This window comes from Sulfitobacter guttiformis (assembly GCF_003610455.1).
GTDB classification, from domain to species: Bacteria; Pseudomonadota; Alphaproteobacteria; order Rhodobacterales; family Rhodobacteraceae; genus Sulfitobacter; species Sulfitobacter guttiformis.
On sequence record NZ_RAQK01000001.1, the window covers coordinates 203,054 to 219,417 of the forward strand.

Here is a 16,364-nt window from a genome sequence, read left to right on the forward strand (position 1 = left end):
CCGCGGCCTGTCTTGCGTCTGGGCCTGTGTAGGTTATGAGTAGCGCCCGATGCCACAGCGCCACCCGTGCAGCGGGTTTTGCCCGAAACACAGATCAGGATTGACCCGTACCATGCCGGACACAAACACAAACCGCCCTGATCTGCCGCCCGAGATTGCGCGCAGACGCACGTTTGCGATCATCAGCCACCCAGACGCAGGTAAAACCACGCTGACAGAGAAATTTCTGTTGTTCGGTGGGGCGATCCAGATGGCGGGACAAGTCCGTGCAAAGGGAGAGGCACGACGTACGCGCTCTGACTTTATGGCGATGGAAAAAGATCGCGGCATTTCTGTCTCGGCCTCGGCAATGTCCTTTGACTATCAGGGCCGCGACAAGAACTACCGATTCAATCTTGTAGACACCCCCGGTCACTCGGATTTCTCGGAAGATACCTACCGCACACTGACGGCGGTCGATGCTGCTGTGATGGTGATTGACGGCGCCAAAGGTGTGGAATCGCAAACCCAGAAACTGTTCGAGGTCTGCCGGATGCGCGACCTCCCGATTCTGACGTTCTGTAACAAAATGGATCGCGAGAGCCGCGATGTTTTCGAAATTATCGACGAGATCCAGCAAAACCTCGCGATTGACGTGACCCCTGCCAGCTGGCCCATCGGAGTGGGCCGCGACTTCATCGGCTGTTATGATATACAGCGCGACCGGCTTGAGCTGATGGACCGCGCCGACCGGAACAAAGTTTCCGAAAGCATCAAAATCGAAGGTCTTGATGATCCCAAATTGGCCGAGCATGTGCCTGCCGCCCTACTGGAAAAACTGCGTGAAGATCTCGAAATGGTGCGCGAACTGATGCCGCCGCTTGATCCTGCCCTAATGGCCGAGGGATCGCTCACCCCGATCTGGTTCGGCTCTGCAATCAATTCTTTTGGTGTGAAGGAATTGATGGACGGTATCGCCACTTTCGGACCCGAGCCGCAGATACAAAAGGCCCAGCCCCGCGAAATTCTGCCCGAAGAAAAAAATGTGGCCGGATTTGTGTTCAAAGTGCAAGCAAACATGGACCCAAAGCACCGCGATCGCGTGGCGTTTGTACGCCTCGCCTCCGGGCATTTCGAACGCGGTATGAAGCTAACGCATGTGCGCACAAAAAAAGTGATGACAATTGCCAGTCCGGTGATGTTTCTCGCCGCAGATCGCGAGCTGGCCGAGGAAGCGTGGGCGGGCGACATCATCGGTATCCCCAACCACGGCCAACTGCGCATCGGCGACACCCTTACCGAGGGCGAAGCGATCCGTGTGACCGGCATCCCGTCATTCGCGCCCGAACTTTTGCAGGGTGTGCGCGCAGGTGACCCGCTCAAATCCAAGCATCTGGAAAAGGCGCTGATGCAATTTGCCGAGGAAGGTGCGGCAAAAGTTTTCAAACCCTCTATCGGGTCCGGGTTCGTGGTTGGCGTTGTAGGCCAGTTGCAGTTCGAAGTTCTGGCCAGCCGGATCGAGCTGGAATACGGTCTGCCGGTCCGGTTCGAGCAATCGCAATTCACTTCCGCCCGCTGGGTTACCGGGGCGAAAGCAGCCGTGGACAAATTCACCGAGGCCAACAAACAGCACATCGCCCACGACAATGACGGCGATATTGTCTACCTTACCCGCCTTCAGTGGGACATTGACCGCGTCGACAGAGATTACCCCGATATCAAGCTGACAGCGACCAAGGAAATGATGGTCTGATGCAGACGTGGGGCATTGTTGCGACCGTCAAAGCGGATGCACCCACAATTTTGCGGTTCGTGGCTTACCACCTTGAGCTGGGCGCACACCGGATCTTTATATACCTTGATGCGCCCTGCCCCGAGGCGCAGGAGGCATTGCGCGCGCATCCGAGATGCCGTGCGGTCCTTTGTGACGAAGGGTATTGGAACCGCCACAACAACGGAACGCGCCCCGCGATGCACCAACCGCGCCAAACAATAAACGCCACCCGCGCGTATAACCGCGCCGACGGCGAGGTCGACTGGCTGATGCATATGGACGTGGACGAGTTTCTTGTAGCCGAGGGGAATGTTGCTTCATGCCTTTCTGCGCTGCCCTCCAATATCAAATGTGCACGGGCGCGCCCGATGGAACTGTTGGCTGGCGGCGATCCACAAACGGGTGCCGCGTTCAAGACATTCATTCCCGCCGGCAAAGAGCGCGAGCAAATCGTTTCAGTGCTGTATCCGACCTTCGGCCAACACCTCAAAGGCGGCTTTCTGAGCCATATCGCAGGCAAGATATTTGTACGCACCGGCGTGAAGGGCCTGAAATTCCGAATTCACAATGCCTTTCTGGCCGGCGAAACGAACCCCGATCATTTCGAGATGTCCAATATACGTCTGGCCCATTTTCATGCAACCAACTGGGAAACGTGGCTCGCCCATTTTAACTACCGACTTGCGCAAGGATCATACCGTGCAGATCTGGGCCCTGCGCGCAGCCGCGAACGTGGCGGTATCACCACCCACGAACTGTTCACAGCCATCCGCGACGAAGAAGGCGAAGCGGGCCTAGCCGCATTTTTTGACGAAGTTTGCGCAGATACTCCCGCCCTGCGCGGCCGCCTAAAAGCGGTGGGACACCTCCATTGCGCCAGCTTCCCATTTGACACAAGCCTCACCAAACATTTCCCAGACTTCGCAATAATTTGACGCCAGTTGTACAAATTGCTATGGGCAAACCAGATATGTCGCGGCAGGTGCCGCCCCTTGGGCCAATCGGGCCGTCATAGATGCTGCCGCGGGCCGTATAAGTGTCCGCAACTAACGGATACACATGATAAAATTTTCTGATTTGAGTCTGAACCCGAAGGTTCTGAAAGCCATCGAAGAAGCGGGTTACGATACACCGACACCGATTCAGGCAGGAGCAATTCCTCCCGCCCTCGCCGGACGTGACGTTCTGGGTATCGCCCAAACCGGCACCGGCAAAACAGCCAGCTTCACACTGCCTATGATCACTATGCTGGCCCGGGGCCGCGCACGCGCACGGATGCCGCGCAGCCTTGTGTTGTGCCCCACACGGGAACTGGCCGCGCAGGTTGCCGAGAATTTCGAGACCTACGCCAAGTACACAAAGCTGACAAAGGCACTGCTTATCGGCGGCGTCTCGTTCAAGGAACAAGACAAGCTAATCGACAAAGGCGTGGACGTTCTTATCGCGACACCGGGCCGCCTGCTAGACCACCATGAGCGCGGCAAACTGATCCTTACTGATGTTAAAGTCATGGTTGTAGACGAAGCCGACCGCATGCTGGACATGGGTTTCATCCCTGACATCGAGCGGATATTCGGTCTCACACCCTTCACCCGCCAGACGCTGTTCTTCTCCGCCACGATGGCCCCCGAAATCGAGCGGATCACGAACACTTTCCTGAGCAACCCCGAGCGGATCGAGATGGCGCGTCAAGCGACCACCTCCGAAACGATCACCCAAGGGGTGCTGATGTTCAAAGCCTCGCGCAAGGATCGTGAAGCCGCAGAAAAACAAAACGTTTTGCGTGCGCTGATCGATGCCGAGGGCGATAAATGCACAAACGCCATCATATTTTGTAACCGCAAGATGGACGTGGACGCCGTTGCCAAATCCCTCAAGAAAAACGGTTATGACGCGGCACCGATCCACGGCGATCTCGATCAAAGCCAGCGCACAAAAACACTCGACGGGTTTCGTGCTGGCACACTCAAATTCCTGATAGCATCCGATGTTGCGGCCCGCGGACTGGACGTTCCTTCGGTAAGCCATGTATTCAACTTTGACGTGCCAAGTCATGCGGAGGATTACGTTCACCGCATTGGACGCACGGGTCGTGCCGGCCGTGATGGCAAAGCGATCATGATATGCGTCCCGCGCGACGAGAAAAACTTTGAGGATGTCGAGCGCCTTGTGCAAAAGACAATCCCGCGCCTCGAGAACCCGCTTGGTGGTGACGCCCCGACAGCGGAGCCGTCCGAACCCCGCGAGGAGGCAAAGTCCGCTCACAAGGTAGAAGACAAAGGTGCGGACAAAGCCGGCGACAAGCCAAAGCGCACCCGCTCGCGCAGCCGCAAGCCCTCTGATGCGACCAAGGCCGACGCACCCACGTCACAAAAGGCTCAAGAAGGTGATGCACCCGCAGCGGCAGATGCGCCTGCCCCGAACACGCGCAGGTCAGCACCGCCAAAAGCCAATTCGCGCGCTATGGAAGCGCCTATGGAGGCACAAAAGCCCCAGACCGATACAGCGCCCAAGCAGACCGCGCCACAAGCGCAATCGCCCAAGCCTGATACCGAGAAGGACGCTGATACTTCCGATCGCCGCGCCTCCCGCAGCCGCGGTGGGCGCAGCAATAACAGCAATAATGATCGCGGCGGCAACACTGTGGTCGGTTTGGGGGATCATATCCCCACGTTTATCGAGCTGAGCTTTGCAGACCGCCCAAAAGACTAAGTCAGAAAAATAAAACGAAAAAAAGCCCCGCAAGTCATGCGGGGCTTTCTTTATTTACGGGAAGCAATAAACCTCCGAGGGGTCAGCTCAAGCGGCTGACCACAACGGTGACTTCCGGCTTTTTGCCGATTTCATTTTGTGCGGACTGGCGTGCGACCTTGCGCAGACCCTCATCAAGCGCCTTGTCGTCGCGCATGGTTTTTGCACCGGCACGGCCGAGCCACTGGCTCAGATCCTGTTCGACGACATCAATAAGCGCCGCCTTACTCACACCCATTTCCGGCAGACCCATAGTATCGACCCAAGGATCGCCCAACGGCTCGTCCTGCTCGTCCATAAGCACAGTGATCGTCATATGCCCGTTTAGCGCCATGCGGATACGGTCACGTACCACACCGTCAAGCGCGCCAACCTGCACAGAGCCGTCCAGATAAGTACGTCCCGTCTCTACATACTCCGCAACCTTGGGCGCATTGCCAGACAGGTCGATCATCATTCCGTTGACTGCCATAACACCGGTGTAGCCTTTGCTATTGGCGATCTTCACGTGCTCGCGCAGGTGACGGTGCTCGCCATGCATCGGAATCACGGCTTGTGGTTTCAACAGATCGTGCAGTGTCTCGATATCGGGACGGTTTGCATGGCCAGAAACGTGATACTTGCCCGAGCTGTCATCGACCACATCAACGCCAATTTCTGAAAACTGGTTCATGATGCGGATAACGCCACGCTCGTTGCCTGGAATGGTCTTTGACGAAAAGAGGAACATGTCCCCCTCCTGCATCGTCAGGCCCATATATTTGCCACGGGCCAGCTGCGCAGAGGCTGCACGGCGTTCGCCTTGTGATCCGGTTACCAGCAACAACAAATTCTCGCGTGGAACGTCACGCGCCTGTTCGGGGCTGATCGTCGGCGGGAAGTCTGTCAGCACGCCTGCCTCGACCGAAGCTTCTACCATCCGCTTCATTGCACGTCCCAAAAGCACGACAGAACGGCCAGCCTTGGCACCCGCAACAGCAAGTGTTTTCACACGGGCCACATTAGAGGCGAATGTCGTTGCCACAACCATGCCTTTAGCACCCGACACCAGCTCGGTGATGGCGTCAGGCAATGTCGCTTCAGAGCGACCTGCCTCCGGGCTGAAGACATTTGTACTGTCGCAGACCAGCGCCTTGATACCATCCTTGGCGATCGCCTCGAAGGCAGCGGGATCAAATGGCTCACCCACGCCGGGCGTAAGGTCGACTTTGAAATCACCCGAGTGCACGATCCGGCCTGCTGGCGTGTCGATGATCAATGCAGAGCTTTCGGGAATCGAGTGCGAGATCGGCTGGAAACCCACCTTGAACGGACCTGCGTCAACCTGATGCGGGAAAGTACCCACGATCGTTACTGCGTCCTCAGGGTGGTTATATTCGGCCATCTTGCGACGGGCAATATTGGCCGTAAACTTGCGCGCATAAATTGGCGCTTGCAGGCGGTCGTAGGTATGGGCAATTCCGCCTACGTGGTCCTCATGGGCATGGGTGACAAAAATCGCCTCGATCTGCGTCTTTCGTTTCACCAGCCAGTCGATATCGGCAATGATGAGGTCAACGCCCGGAGAAGTGTCCATGTCTGGGAATGCCACGCCAAGGTCGACAACGATGAGCCGCTCCTTACCGGGTTTACCGTAGCCGTAGACATAGGCATTCATGCCAATTTCGCCTGCCCCACCGAGGGGAAGGTAGATTAATCTTTCAGTGCTCATTCGCTCACTAATTCCTTGTTATATTTATGTATCACGGTCAGGCCGTGCATCGTCAAATCATCTTGATATTCGTCAAACAGGGCTTCTGCCTGTTGAAACAGCGGGGCTAGCCCGCCAGTGGAGATCACACGCATCTCGCGCCCACGCTCCGCCTTTATCCGCGCACATATCTCACGCACGAGGCCGATGTAACCCCAGAATACGCCCGATTGCATACAGGCCACAGTATTCGTGCCCACCACATGGGCCGGTTGGCTTATGTCGATATGCGGCAACGCGGCGGCAGCATTGTGCAGTGCTTCCAAGCTTAGGTTTACGCCGGGCGCGATCACACCACCGATATATGCCCCATCGCTATCGGAAACATCGAATGTTGTCGCAGTCCCAAAATCCACGATGATAAGATCTCCACCGTAGAGGTCATAACCGGCCACAGTGTTCACCAACCTGTCCGGTCCGACCGCAGTGCCCGCATCTACCCGCACATCCACCGGCAGTGTGCATTCGGGCTTACCCACGACAAGGGGCCGCGTGTTGAAATAACGATCCGACAGCACCCGAAGGTTCCAAACGACACGCGGAACGGTGGATGATATGATTACATCCGATATGTCCGCCTCTATGCCACGCAACTTCAGCAATGTGCTGAGCCAGACATAATACTGGTCCGCTGTGCGCTTCCAATCGGTCGCCGTGCGCCATGTGGCAATAAATTCGGATCCATCCCAAATGGAAAAGACCGTATTGGTATTGCCGCAGTCAATCGCCAGGAGCATCGAACGCCCTCCCTCGTAAATCAGAAATAAACATCTGCCGCAGTGATCGCCACGCGGCCTTTCGCCGTCATAAGCACGAGGTTACCGTTTGCATCCACATCCTCAAAGACGCCAACAGTCTCGTCACGCATTGTGCGGGCGGTAACCACCTCCCCCTTGCGCGCCGCATGCTCAAGCCAGGCAATCCGGATCGGGGCAAACCCGTAAGTCGCAAACTGATCCTCAAGCCGCGCATAAGCGCACGCAAGGACATCAAGAAACATGTCAGGCGCCACACTGATCCCTGTTTCGGCCAGCACACTCACCGGTGTTACCGCCCCCGGTTCTACCTGCGCCGCCGATGGCGCATGAGCAAGATTAACACCAATGCCTATCACCAGCGCGCTTCCCACTGTTTCCAGCAGGATGCCGGCCACTTTACCACCGCCCAGCAAAACGTCATTTGGCCACTTGAGAGCAAACGCTGCCTCCTGACCTGTTACCGCAACGAAGGCTTCGCGCAGCGCAAGGCTGGCCACAAAGCTGCGCAATGCAGCATCTGCGGGTGTGCCCGTTCGTTGCATAATCAGGGTTCCGGCAAAGTTACCACGCGGTGTGGACCACGCACGCCCGCGCCGGCCCCGTGCTGCCGTCTGCTCAAGGGCCAAAATCCACGCGGGACCTGTGAGTGTCGGCGCCATGCGTGCCGCCTCGGACAATGTGGAATCAAGGCTGTCAAAAACATGCCGGCTGTAGCCCGAAGGCCATTCGCTCATGACGAACCGACCTCAGCCATGAATGCCATTAGTTAACAAGGGTCGCTGCCGCCAGACCTGCCGCACCTTCGACGCCGAACATATTGATAATGCCCACCACCATGATCACCGCAGAAGCCACTAGAAAGCCGCCAAGGATGCCACCGCGGTTGTTGTCCAACGCATCGGATTTATCCTCACCGAAATACATGAAGAAGACGATCCGAAGATAGTAATAGGCACCAATCGCAGAGGCCACCGCACTTGCAATCACCAACCATGCAAGGTCAGCTTCGAGTGCTGCACGCCAGACATAAAGCTTACCAAAAAATCCGAGGAACGGCGGCACACCAGCCAAACTAAACATCAGCACCAGCAGCGTGAGCGCTCGGCCCGGATTGTTCCGCGAATACATATTGAGCGACGAGATCTCGGTAACGGGCTGGCCATCTTTTTCCATCAGCAGGATAAATGCGAATACACCAACGTTCATGGTGACATAAATCGCCATATAAATCAGCATCGCCTGCACGCCGAACGCAGTTCCCGCTGCCAATCCCATCAGGGCATAGCCCATATGCGCAATCGACGAGTAGGCCATTAGCCGTTTGATATTTGTCTGCCCGATTGCTGCAATCGCTCCGAGGAACATCGACAGGACAGACAAAAGCGCGATGATCTGCTGCCAGTCCCCTACTGCATTACCAAACGCATCATGCAACACGCGCGCGAAAAGCCCCATCGCCGCAACCTTTGGCGCAGTTGCGAAAAATGCCGTAATCGGAGTTGGCGACCCTTCATAGACGTCCGGTGTCCACATGTGGAAAGGCACCGCTGACACTTTGAACGCCATGCCCGAAATCAGGAACACAATGCCGAAAAGCATGCCGATCGACATATTGCCAGCCTGAGCTACCGTAATAATCCCCGCAAACTGCGTTGTTCCGGCATAGCCGTAGACCAGCGACGCACCGTAGAGCAGCAAACCGGATGAAAGCGCGCCAAGGACAAAATACTTCAGACCAGCTTCGGTAGATTTGACACTATCGCGGCGCAGCGAGGCCACAACATATAGCGCTAGCGACTGAAGCTCGAGCCCCATATAAAGCGCCATAAGGTCTCCGGCAGAGACCATCACCATCATGCCGACAGCGCTGAGCGCAACCAGAATGGGATATTCGAACCGCAACAAGCCACGCTTGTTCATATAACCTTCTGACATGAACAGGACGCAGGCTGCCGAAACGAGTATCACAACCTTGGCAAACCGCGCAAATCCGTCATTCACAAACATCCCGTCAAACGCACGGACCGTTGTGCCGGATGTTCCTGCGACCATCAGGGCAACCACAATCAACGCCGCAGAAATGCCCCACAGAATGGGCCGCGCCAGTTTGTCCTGCCCACCGTAAGCACCGACCATCAGTGCCGCAATCGCACTTAACGCAAGGATAATTTCGGGCAGGATCACAAGGATATCGTCAGTCATTTCTTTCGCCTCAATTCAGGGCTTCGGCAGATTGTGTCACAGCCTGCGCTGCGGCAACTGCCGTATCATAATTTTCAACCAGTGCCGCAACGGACGGCCCTATTACATCAAGAATAAGCGCGGGATAAACACCCAGAAGTAGCGTCATTACCACCAGCGGGGCAAAGATCCATTTCTCGCGGGCATTCATATCGGTGATGGCCTTTAGGCTTTCCTTGATCAGATCACCCATCACCACGCGACGGTAAAGCCACAGCGCATAAGCAGCCGAAAAGATGACACCTGTAGTTGCAACCGCAGCAACCCACGTATTGACCTGAAAAACAGCCATCAGCGTCAGGAATTCACCCACAAAGCCTGACGTGCCCGGCAAGCCCACGTTTGCCATCGTGAACAGCATAAACAGCATCGCATACACCGGCATCCGGTTTACCAGACCACCGTATGCATCAATCTCGCGGGTGTGCATGCGGTCATAGATAACGCCCACTGCCAGAAACAGCGCGCCAGAGATAAATCCGTGGCTAATCATCTGGAAAATCGCGCCATCCAAGCCTTGCTGGTTGGTCGAGAAGATACCCATCGTCACGAAACCCATGTGCGCCACAGAAGAATACGCGATCAACTTTTTCATATCGTCCTGCACCAGGGCCACCAGCGATGTATAGACAATCGCAATAGCAGACATCCAAAGGATCACTGGGCCGACTACTTCGGAACCCACCGGAAACATCGGCAGTGAAAAGCGCAGAAAGCCGTAACCGCCCATCTTGAGCAGGATCGCCGCTAGAACCACGGAGCCCGCCGTTGGTGCCTGAACATGCGCATCCGGAAGCCATGTGTGCACTGGCCACATCGGCATCTTGACCGCAAAGCTGGCAAAGAAAGCGAGGAACATCAGCGTTTGCATACCGCCGACGATCTGGAAGCCCATGACGCTGAATGTCTCTGACCCAAAGCTATGTGTAATCAAACTAATCGTGCAGCCGCCGATGCAGGTCGTGCCGGCATCCGCAAACATGGCTACCATTGCCACCAGCATCAGAACCGAGCCAAAGAAGGTGTAGAGGAAGAATTTGAAGCTGGCATAGATCCGGTTTGCACCGCCCCAGATGCCGATGATCAAGAACATCGGGATCAGGCTTGCCTCAAAGAACAGGTAGAACAGGATCAGATCGAGCGATACGAATACGCCGATCATCAATGTCTCGAGGATCAGGAACGCGATCATGTATTCCTTAACGCGGGTGCTCACATCCCATGACGCCGCGATCACCAGCGGCATCATAAACGTGGTCAGCATCACAAACAGGATCGATATACCGTCAACACCGACGCGGTACTTAAGGCCAAGCAGCCAATCGGCCTCGTCCACCAACTGAAAACCCGTATTCGCGCTGTCGAACTGTGAGTACATCACGACAGATGCGATGAATGTCATTGTCGTGGCAAAGAGAGCCAGCCATTTGGCGTTCCGTTGCGCGGCCTCATCTTCACCGCGCAGGAACACGCCCAATATCAACGCCGCGAATGCAGGAATAAACGTCACGATGGACAACAGATTATTTTCCATCAGTTCGCTCCTCCGCTCATCGTCATCCAAGTCACCAGAACCGCAATTCCGATCACCATGGCGAAGGCGTATGTAAAGATATATCCCGACTGAGCCTTGCCACTAAGCCGTGTGAAGAAGGGGATAATTCCCATAGCGAGGCCGTTCAAGCCACCGTCAATCACATCGCCATCGCCGCGTTTCCACAAGAAGCGGCCAATCGCTTTAGCAGGTTGCACAAAGATAAAGCCGTAAATCTCGTCGAAATACCATTTATTCAGGAAAAACTGGTAAAGCGGCTTTTGCTGGATGGCCAGACGTGAAGGCAGGCTCGGGTTCCAGATGTAGAACCACATGGCCATGACAAAGCCGAACAGCATTGCGATAAACGGGCTGACCTTGACCCACTTTGGCGCGCTGTGCGCATCCTCCAGCACTGTGTTATCCGGCGCGAAATGAAGTGCCCCCTCACCCGGTTTCCCTGCAAAGCTGGCACCGTGATGCGCGCCTTCATGATCCTCAGAACCTGCTGCAGCATGGCTTTCCTCTGCCCCGTCAACGGTTCCTTCGCCATCCGCCGCCATTTCTACCACCGGAATACCGTAGAATTTGCCAACATACTCGGCAGAGCCAAAGAAACTTTTGTAGAAAATCATACCCGAGAAGATCGCACCGATCGCCAGCACACCCAACGGAATCAACATAACCATAGGGCTCTCGTGTGCATGCTCGTGCGTGTGCTTGTCGCCGCGCGCCTCGCCAAAGAACGTGAGGAAGATCAAGCGCCAGGAGTAGAAAGAAGTCATGGCAGCAGCGATCACCAGCATCCAGAAGGCGTACATCGCACCGCCGCCCCACGCGCTCTCAATGATCGCATCTTTTGACAGGAAACCCGCAAAACCGAAATGCGTGAGCGGAATACCGACACCGGTGATTGCCAGCGTACCTATCATCATTGCCGCGAAGGTCACGGGGATCTTCTTACGCAGGCCGCCGTAATTACGCATATCCTGCTCGTGGTGCATTGCATGAATGACCGACCCTGCCCCAAGGAACAGCATCGCCTTAAAAAATGCATGCGTCAGCAAGTGGAACATCGCGGCAGAGTACATGCCGACACCAGCAGCCACGAACATGTAACCAAGCTGGGACATGGTTGAATACGCAATCACGCGCTTGATGTCGTTCTGTACCAGACCGATGGTCGCCGCCACAAACGCTGTGGTCGCGCCAAGGAACGTAACAAACATCATCGCTTCAGGCGCGTATTCCATCAACGGTGACATGCGGCACACAAGGAAAACACCCGCAGTAACCATCGTCGCGGCGTGGATCAGCGCGGATACAGGGGTCGGCCCCTCCATCGCGTCCGGCAACCATGTATGCAGAAACAGTTGGGCCGACTTACCCATCGCACCAACAAACAGAAGGAATGCAATCAGATTGGCCGCATTCCACTCGGTCCAGAGGAAGGTGATCGACTGTTCGGCGAGCTGCGGCACAGCGGCAAATATATCGTCGAATTTGATGCTGTCCGTCAGCATGAAGATAGCAAAGATCCCGAGCGCAAAGCCAAAGTCGCCAACGCGGTTTACCACAAATGCCTTGATCGCGGCAGCGTTCGCGGAAGGCTTTTTGTAATAAAACCCGATGAGAAGATAGGAGGCAACGCCCACCCCTTCCCAGCCAAAGAACATCTGGACCAGATTGTCTGACGTCACGAGCATCAACATCGCGAATGTAAAGAAGGACAGGTAAGCAAAGAAGCGCGGCTTATAGCTCACGCCTTCACCAAAATTCTCGTCATGGGCCATGTAGCCGAAGGAATAGAGGTGCACGAGGCTCGAGACTGTTGTGATGACGATCAGCATAATCGTGGTCAGACGGTCCATCCGGATGGACCAATCCGTAGACAGTGACCCGCTCTCGATAAAGCGCAGGATCTGGATGGTCTCCGTCGTTCCGTCAAAAGTTAGAAAAACGATCCAGCTCAAAATTGCAGACAGAAACAAACCTGCGGTTGCAATTGTACAGGCCGCATTTTCGCCAAAGATCTTCCAACCAAAACCGCACAAAAGCGAACAGACCAGCGGTGCAAAGAGCAGTGTAAGTTCCATTTCCTCAGCCCTTCATCACGTTGACGTCTTCCACGGCGATAGTGCCGCGGTTCCGGAAGAAGCAGACAAGGATCGCAAGGCCGATCGCAGCTTCAGCCGCGGCTACTGTGAGGACAAACAGCGTGAACACCTGTCCAACCATGTCTCCGAGAAAACTGGAAAATGCGACAAGGTTGATGTTCACCGCAAGCAGCATCAATTCAATACTCATCAGCAGGATGATCACGTTCTTGCGGTTCAAAAAGAGCCCGAAGATGCCAATGACGAACAGCGTTGCCGCCACCGTCAGATAATGTTCCAGTCCGATCATGTCGTCCCTCAGTTTTCTCGCCCGATGTTCAGGGCGTCGTCGTCAATCAGCGCCAGTGGCGTAATGGCGCCGCGTATTTCACATGAAGCTATAGCCGCCAAGCACAATGATCAGAACTACAATAAGGGCGACCAGCAAATTACGTGACATCGTCATTCTTCCTTGCATTTTCCGGCTTCTACCTAGGTTCAAATACTGAAACGAGCCCGGAATATTTTCAAAAACTCCGCACCGGATCGGTACGAAACTGGTAATTTACAGTCCCTGCCCCGGTTTTACATCCGTAAGCTTCATCGCCTTGGCCGGATCGCGCATCATCTGTGCAACCACGTCCTGACGCTTAACATCCTTGCGGTGGCGAAGCGTAAGGACGATCGCACCGATCATTGCGGTGAGAAGGATCAGGCCCGACAGCTGGAACAGCAAAAAGTATTCATCATAAAGGATCATGCCGAGAGCTTGCGTGTTCATCACGTCGGGGTCTGTCACCTGCTGACGCAGACCTTCCGCTGCGGTGTTTGCTTCCCACGCGCCAAAGGCCATTACAAACTGCATCAGAATAACCAGACCGATCAACAGGGCCAGCGGCATATATTTCGCCATCTCGGCCTTGAGCTCGGCAAAGTCGATGTCGAGCATCATCACGACAAACAGGAACAGCACCGCAACCGCACCCACGTAGACAATAATCAAAAGCATGGCTACAAACTCGGCCCCCAGAAGGACGAACAGGCCGGCAGCGGACAAGAACGACAGGATAAGCCATAGAACAGAATGCACCGGATTGCGGCTAATCACCGTGAACAGCCCACCTGCGATCACACTCACCGCAAAAAGATAAAATGCAAAAACGCTCATGCGTCACCTTCCTTATTCGTGTTCGCCGCGGCCGACATCTCGTCCAGCACCGGCTGTGCAACTGCTGTTGCTTTCTGCATCGCCGGAATACCGGCAAACAGCGCCATCTGGCCTATTGTCTCGATGATTTGTTGCTTGTGCGCGCCTGCTTCCATCGCGTGACGCACGGTCTGACGTATCGCAATTTCGTTCTGCGCACCCTGCATGGTCAGCCCCGCCAGCGTCAGGAGCAACCGCGTCTTTGCATCAAGCCCGTCAGGATTGAGCCGATTGCCAAAAAACGTTTCCATCATGTCTTTGGGCATCATACCCAGCATCGATTCAAACCCTTTAGGCGTAAACGCATCCATAGCAGGAAAGGCCTTTGCCATTTCCTGCGCCTGACGCATCATATCTTCCCATGGGTTTTTATCGGTCATCGGTAGGGTGCATCCATCTCGAGGTTACGTGCAATCTCAGATTCCCAGCGGTCGCCGTTCTCTAGAAGCTTGCTTTTGTCGTAATACAGCTCTTCGCGTGTCTCGGTGGAGAACTCGAAGTTAGGCCCTTCGACAATCGCATCCACTGGGCAGGCTTCCTGACAGAAACCGCAATAGATACATTTCGTCATGTCGATGTCATAGCGCGTCGTGCGGCGGGAGCCATCTTCGCGCGGTTCCGCATCAATCGTGATCGCCTGTGCCGGACATACGGCCTCGCACAATTTACACGCAATGCAGCGCTCCTCGCCGTTGGCATAGCGGCGCAATGCGTGCTCGCCACGAAACCGCGGGGATAGTGGCCCCTTTTCATGCGGGTAGTTGATCGTCGCCTTCGGCTTGAACATATATTTAATGCCCAGCTTCATGCCTTGGTAGAAATCCTGCAACAGGAAGTATTTCGCGTGGCGGGTATAATCAGTCATATCAGCCTCCTACCGTATAACGGGCATAGATGCCCCAGAACCATTCAAACTTTGCGGCGAAAGCTACGAAAACAACCCAGAATAGCGAGAACGGCAGGAACACTTTCCAGCCAAGACGCATCAACTGGTCATAGCGGTAGCGCGGTGTGATCGCTTTGATTAGCGAGAAGAAGAAGAACACGATACCCATCTTCGCAATCATCCAGAAGATGCCGTCCGGGAGGCCAGGTACAGGCGACAGCCAGCCACCAAAGAACATGAGCGAGATCAGCGCGCACATAAGCACCACCGCAACCAACTCACCGATCATAAACAGGAGGAAGGGCGTCGAAGAGTATTCAACCTGATAGCCCGCAACCAGTTCTGATTCCGCTTCGGGAAGGTCAAACGGTGGGCGGTTTGTTTCGGCCAAAGCAGAGATGAAGAACAGGATCAACATCGGGAAATGCGGCAGCCAATACCAGCTCAGCAAGCCATAGTCGCTTTTTTGTGCTTCCACGATCCCGCTGAAGTTCATCGAACCGGTAGAGATAATCACACCGATGATAATCAGACCGATGGACACCTCATATGAAATCATTTGCGCCGCCGAGCGAAGCGACCCGAGGAAGGGGTATTTGGAGTTGGACGCCCAACCACCCATGATCACGCCGTATACCTCCAGCGAGGAGACCGCGAAGACAAACAGAATTGCCACGTTGATATCCGACAGGACCCAGCCGTCATTGAATGGAATAACCGCCCAAGCGACTAGCGCCATAACAAGGCTCACCATCGGGGCGAGGAAGAACACCGGACGATCCGCACCCGCAGGAACTACGATCTCCTTCACGATGTATTTTCCGAAATCCGCGAATGACTGCAGCAGGCCGTAAACGCCAACCACGTTCGGGCCACGCCGCAGCTGGACCGAGGCCCAGATCTTGCGGTCCAGATACATCAGGAACGCCAGCGCAACGAGCAAGGGAATCACAACAAGGAAAATCTGACCGACGATCAGAAGGATCATCCCCAGTGTGGTGTTAAAAAAGAAGTCAGCCATAGGTCCTCACACCGTCGGGATGCCTTTTTCGCGGCAGTTTTGCGTAACCACCTCGGCATCAATAGTCTTCAAGCCTGATGGCAGGCTCGGCGAGATCGTGTAAACAGCATCGGCCCGCCAAACGCCACCCTCAATTGCCACATTTGTACGGACATGACGTGCAAAACCGTAGCCGCGTATCAACGTGTACTGCGCAGCAGCACATTCAGCGTAAGCCGCCACATTTTCAGAGGCCATTGCCTTGGTCATTGCCACATTGAACTGCACCAGATCACCGTCCAGCAGCACAGTCTCCACCCCTTTGTATTCAGGGATAAAATCCTCAGCTGTGGGGATCGCCGGGGTACATGCACACAGTGCCATCACC

15 protein-coding genes are annotated in these 16,364 nt (G+C 55.2%); 3 read left to right on the top strand and 12 right to left on the bottom strand.

Going from position 1 to position 16,364, the window contains the following annotated elements; translation table 11 throughout:
* The first annotated feature begins 112 nt into the window (after window positions 1–112).
* The 3 genes from C8N30_RS00970 (at window position 113) to C8N30_RS00980 (ending at window position 4,465) form a co-directional block, all read left to right on the top strand.
* On the top strand, window positions 113–1,732 hold the full coding sequence (locus C8N30_RS00970; RefSeq protein ID WP_025062621.1) for a peptide chain release factor 3: 1,620 nt from the start codon (window positions 113–115) through the stop codon (window positions 1,730–1,732).
* Window positions 1,732–2,688: a glycosyltransferase family 2 protein gene (locus C8N30_RS00975; RefSeq protein WP_025062622.1), complete on the top strand. Its 957-nt coding sequence runs from the start codon at window positions 1,732–1,734 to the stop codon at window positions 2,686–2,688. Before C8N30_RS00970 ends, C8N30_RS00975 begins: the two co-directional genes overlap by 1 nt.
* Window positions 2,689–2,812: 124 nt before the next feature.
* Window positions 2,813–4,465, top strand: a complete 1,653-nt coding sequence (locus C8N30_RS00980; protein ID WP_025062623.1) for a DEAD/DEAH box helicase — start codon at window positions 2,813–2,815, stop codon at window positions 4,463–4,465.
* A gap of 82 nt (window positions 4,466–4,547) precedes the next feature.
* Here C8N30_RS00980 and C8N30_RS00985 read toward each other — a convergent pair whose 3' ends face one another.
* From C8N30_RS00985 to C8N30_RS01040, 12 genes are all read right to left on the bottom strand, one after another.
* The gene (locus tag C8N30_RS00985; RefSeq protein WP_025062624.1) at window positions 4,548–6,215 is read right to left on the bottom strand and encodes a ribonuclease J; all 1,668 of its coding nucleotides are present in this window, start codon (window positions 6,213–6,215) and stop codon (window positions 4,548–4,550) included.
* Complete coding sequence (locus tag C8N30_RS00990; protein ID WP_025062625.1) at window positions 6,212–6,991, bottom strand: type III pantothenate kinase; 780 nt, start codon at window positions 6,989–6,991, stop codon at window positions 6,212–6,214. Before C8N30_RS00990 ends, C8N30_RS00985 begins: the two co-directional genes overlap by 4 nt.
* Window positions 6,992–7,011: 20 nt before the next feature.
* Window positions 7,012–7,746, bottom strand: coding sequence for a biotin--[acetyl-CoA-carboxylase] ligase (locus C8N30_RS00995; protein WP_025062626.1), 735 nt, complete (start codon window positions 7,744–7,746; stop codon window positions 7,012–7,014).
* A gap of 28 nt (window positions 7,747–7,774) precedes the next feature.
* Window positions 7,775–9,214, bottom strand: a complete 1,440-nt coding sequence (gene nuoN / locus C8N30_RS01000; RefSeq protein ID WP_025062627.1) for an NADH-quinone oxidoreductase subunit NuoN — start codon at window positions 9,212–9,214, stop codon at window positions 7,775–7,777.
* A gap of 10 nt (window positions 9,215–9,224) precedes the next feature.
* Window positions 9,225–10,787, bottom strand: coding sequence for an NADH-quinone oxidoreductase subunit M (locus tag C8N30_RS01005; RefSeq protein WP_025062628.1), 1,563 nt, complete (start codon window positions 10,785–10,787; stop codon window positions 9,225–9,227).
* A complete protein-coding gene (gene nuoL, locus C8N30_RS01010; RefSeq protein WP_025062629.1) occupies window positions 10,787–12,883 on the bottom strand; it encodes an NADH-quinone oxidoreductase subunit L in 2,097 nt (698 codons plus the stop codon). The genes C8N30_RS01005 and nuoL overlap by 1 nt, the downstream gene beginning before the upstream one ends.
* A 4-nt stretch (window positions 12,884–12,887) precedes the next feature.
* Entirely contained in the window at window positions 12,888–13,193 is a 306-nt protein-coding gene (gene nuoK / locus C8N30_RS01015; protein ID WP_025062630.1) for an NADH-quinone oxidoreductase subunit NuoK, read from the bottom strand.
* A gap of 255 nt (window positions 13,194–13,448) precedes the next feature.
* Window positions 13,449–14,051: an NADH-quinone oxidoreductase subunit J gene (locus C8N30_RS01020; protein WP_025062631.1), complete on the bottom strand. Its 603-nt coding sequence runs from the start codon at window positions 14,049–14,051 to the stop codon at window positions 13,449–13,451.
* A complete protein-coding gene (locus C8N30_RS01025) occupies window positions 14,048–14,470 on the bottom strand; it encodes a carboxymuconolactone decarboxylase family protein (protein WP_025062632.1) in 423 nt (140 codons plus the stop codon). Before C8N30_RS01025 ends, C8N30_RS01020 begins: the two co-directional genes overlap by 4 nt.
* Window positions 14,467–14,955 carry an NADH-quinone oxidoreductase subunit NuoI gene (gene nuoI, locus C8N30_RS01030; protein WP_025062633.1) on the bottom strand — a complete coding sequence of 163 codons (489 nt, stop codon included), beginning with the start codon at window positions 14,953–14,955 and terminating at the stop codon, window positions 14,467–14,469. The genes C8N30_RS01025 and nuoI overlap by 4 nt, the downstream gene beginning before the upstream one ends.
* 1 nt (window position 14,956) lies before the next feature.
* Window positions 14,957–15,997: an NADH-quinone oxidoreductase subunit NuoH gene (gene nuoH / locus C8N30_RS01035; RefSeq protein WP_025062634.1), complete on the bottom strand. Its 1,041-nt coding sequence runs from the start codon at window positions 15,995–15,997 to the stop codon at window positions 14,957–14,959.
* Between the two features lie 6 nt (window positions 15,998–16,003).
* Window positions 16,004–16,360: a hypothetical protein gene (locus tag C8N30_RS01040; RefSeq protein WP_037967939.1), complete on the bottom strand. Its 357-nt coding sequence runs from the start codon at window positions 16,358–16,360 to the stop codon at window positions 16,004–16,006.
* Window positions 16,361–16,364 lie beyond the last annotated feature (4 nt).

What these genes read in the sequence shown, in the direction of transcription:
- C8N30_RS00970 (WP_025062621.1), top strand. Translation starts at nt 113, where the DNA reads ATGCCGGACACAAACACAAACCGCCCTGATCTGCCGCCCGAGATTGCG.
- C8N30_RS01005 (WP_025062628.1), bottom strand. Translation starts at nt 10,787, where the DNA reads ATGGAAAATAATCTGTTGTCCATCGTGACGTTTATTCCTGCATTCGCG.
- nuoK (WP_025062630.1), bottom strand. Translation starts at nt 13,193, where the DNA reads ATGATCGGACTGGAACATTATCTGACGGTGGCGGCAACGCTGTTCGTC.
- C8N30_RS00995 (WP_025062626.1), bottom strand. Translation starts at nt 7,746, where the DNA reads ATGAGCGAATGGCCTTCGGGCTACAGCCGGCATGTTTTTGACAGCCTT.
- nuoL (WP_025062629.1), bottom strand. Translation starts at nt 12,883, where the DNA reads ATGGAACTTACACTGCTCTTTGCACCGCTGGTCTGTTCGCTTTTGTGC.
- C8N30_RS00985 (WP_025062624.1), bottom strand. Translation starts at nt 6,215, where the DNA reads ATGAGCACTGAAAGATTAATCTACCTTCCCCTCGGTGGGGCAGGCGAA.
- nuoI (WP_025062633.1), bottom strand. Translation starts at nt 14,955, where the DNA reads ATGACTGATTATACCCGCCACGCGAAATACTTCCTGTTGCAGGATTTC.
- C8N30_RS00990 (WP_025062625.1), bottom strand. Translation starts at nt 6,991, where the DNA reads ATGCTCCTGGCGATTGACTGCGGCAATACCAATACGGTCTTTTCCATT.
- C8N30_RS01025 (WP_025062632.1), bottom strand. Translation starts at nt 14,470, where the DNA reads ATGACCGATAAAAACCCATGGGAAGATATGATGCGTCAGGCGCAGGAA.
- nuoN (WP_025062627.1), bottom strand. Translation starts at nt 9,214, where the DNA reads ATGACTGACGATATCCTTGTGATCCTGCCCGAAATTATCCTTGCGTTA.
- C8N30_RS00980 (WP_025062623.1), top strand. Translation starts at nt 2,813, where the DNA reads ATGATAAAATTTTCTGATTTGAGTCTGAACCCGAAGGTTCTGAAAGCC.
- nuoH (WP_025062634.1), bottom strand. Translation starts at nt 15,997, where the DNA reads ATGGCTGACTTCTTTTTTAACACCACACTGGGGATGATCCTTCTGATC.
- C8N30_RS01020 (WP_025062631.1), bottom strand. Translation starts at nt 14,051, where the DNA reads ATGAGCGTTTTTGCATTTTATCTTTTTGCGGTGAGTGTGATCGCAGGT.
- C8N30_RS00975 (WP_025062622.1), top strand. Translation starts at nt 1,732, where the DNA reads ATGCAGACGTGGGGCATTGTTGCGACCGTCAAAGCGGATGCACCCACA.
- C8N30_RS01040 (WP_037967939.1), bottom strand. Translation starts at nt 16,360, where the DNA reads ATGGCACTGTGTGCATGTACCCCGGCGATCCCCACAGCTGAGGATTTT.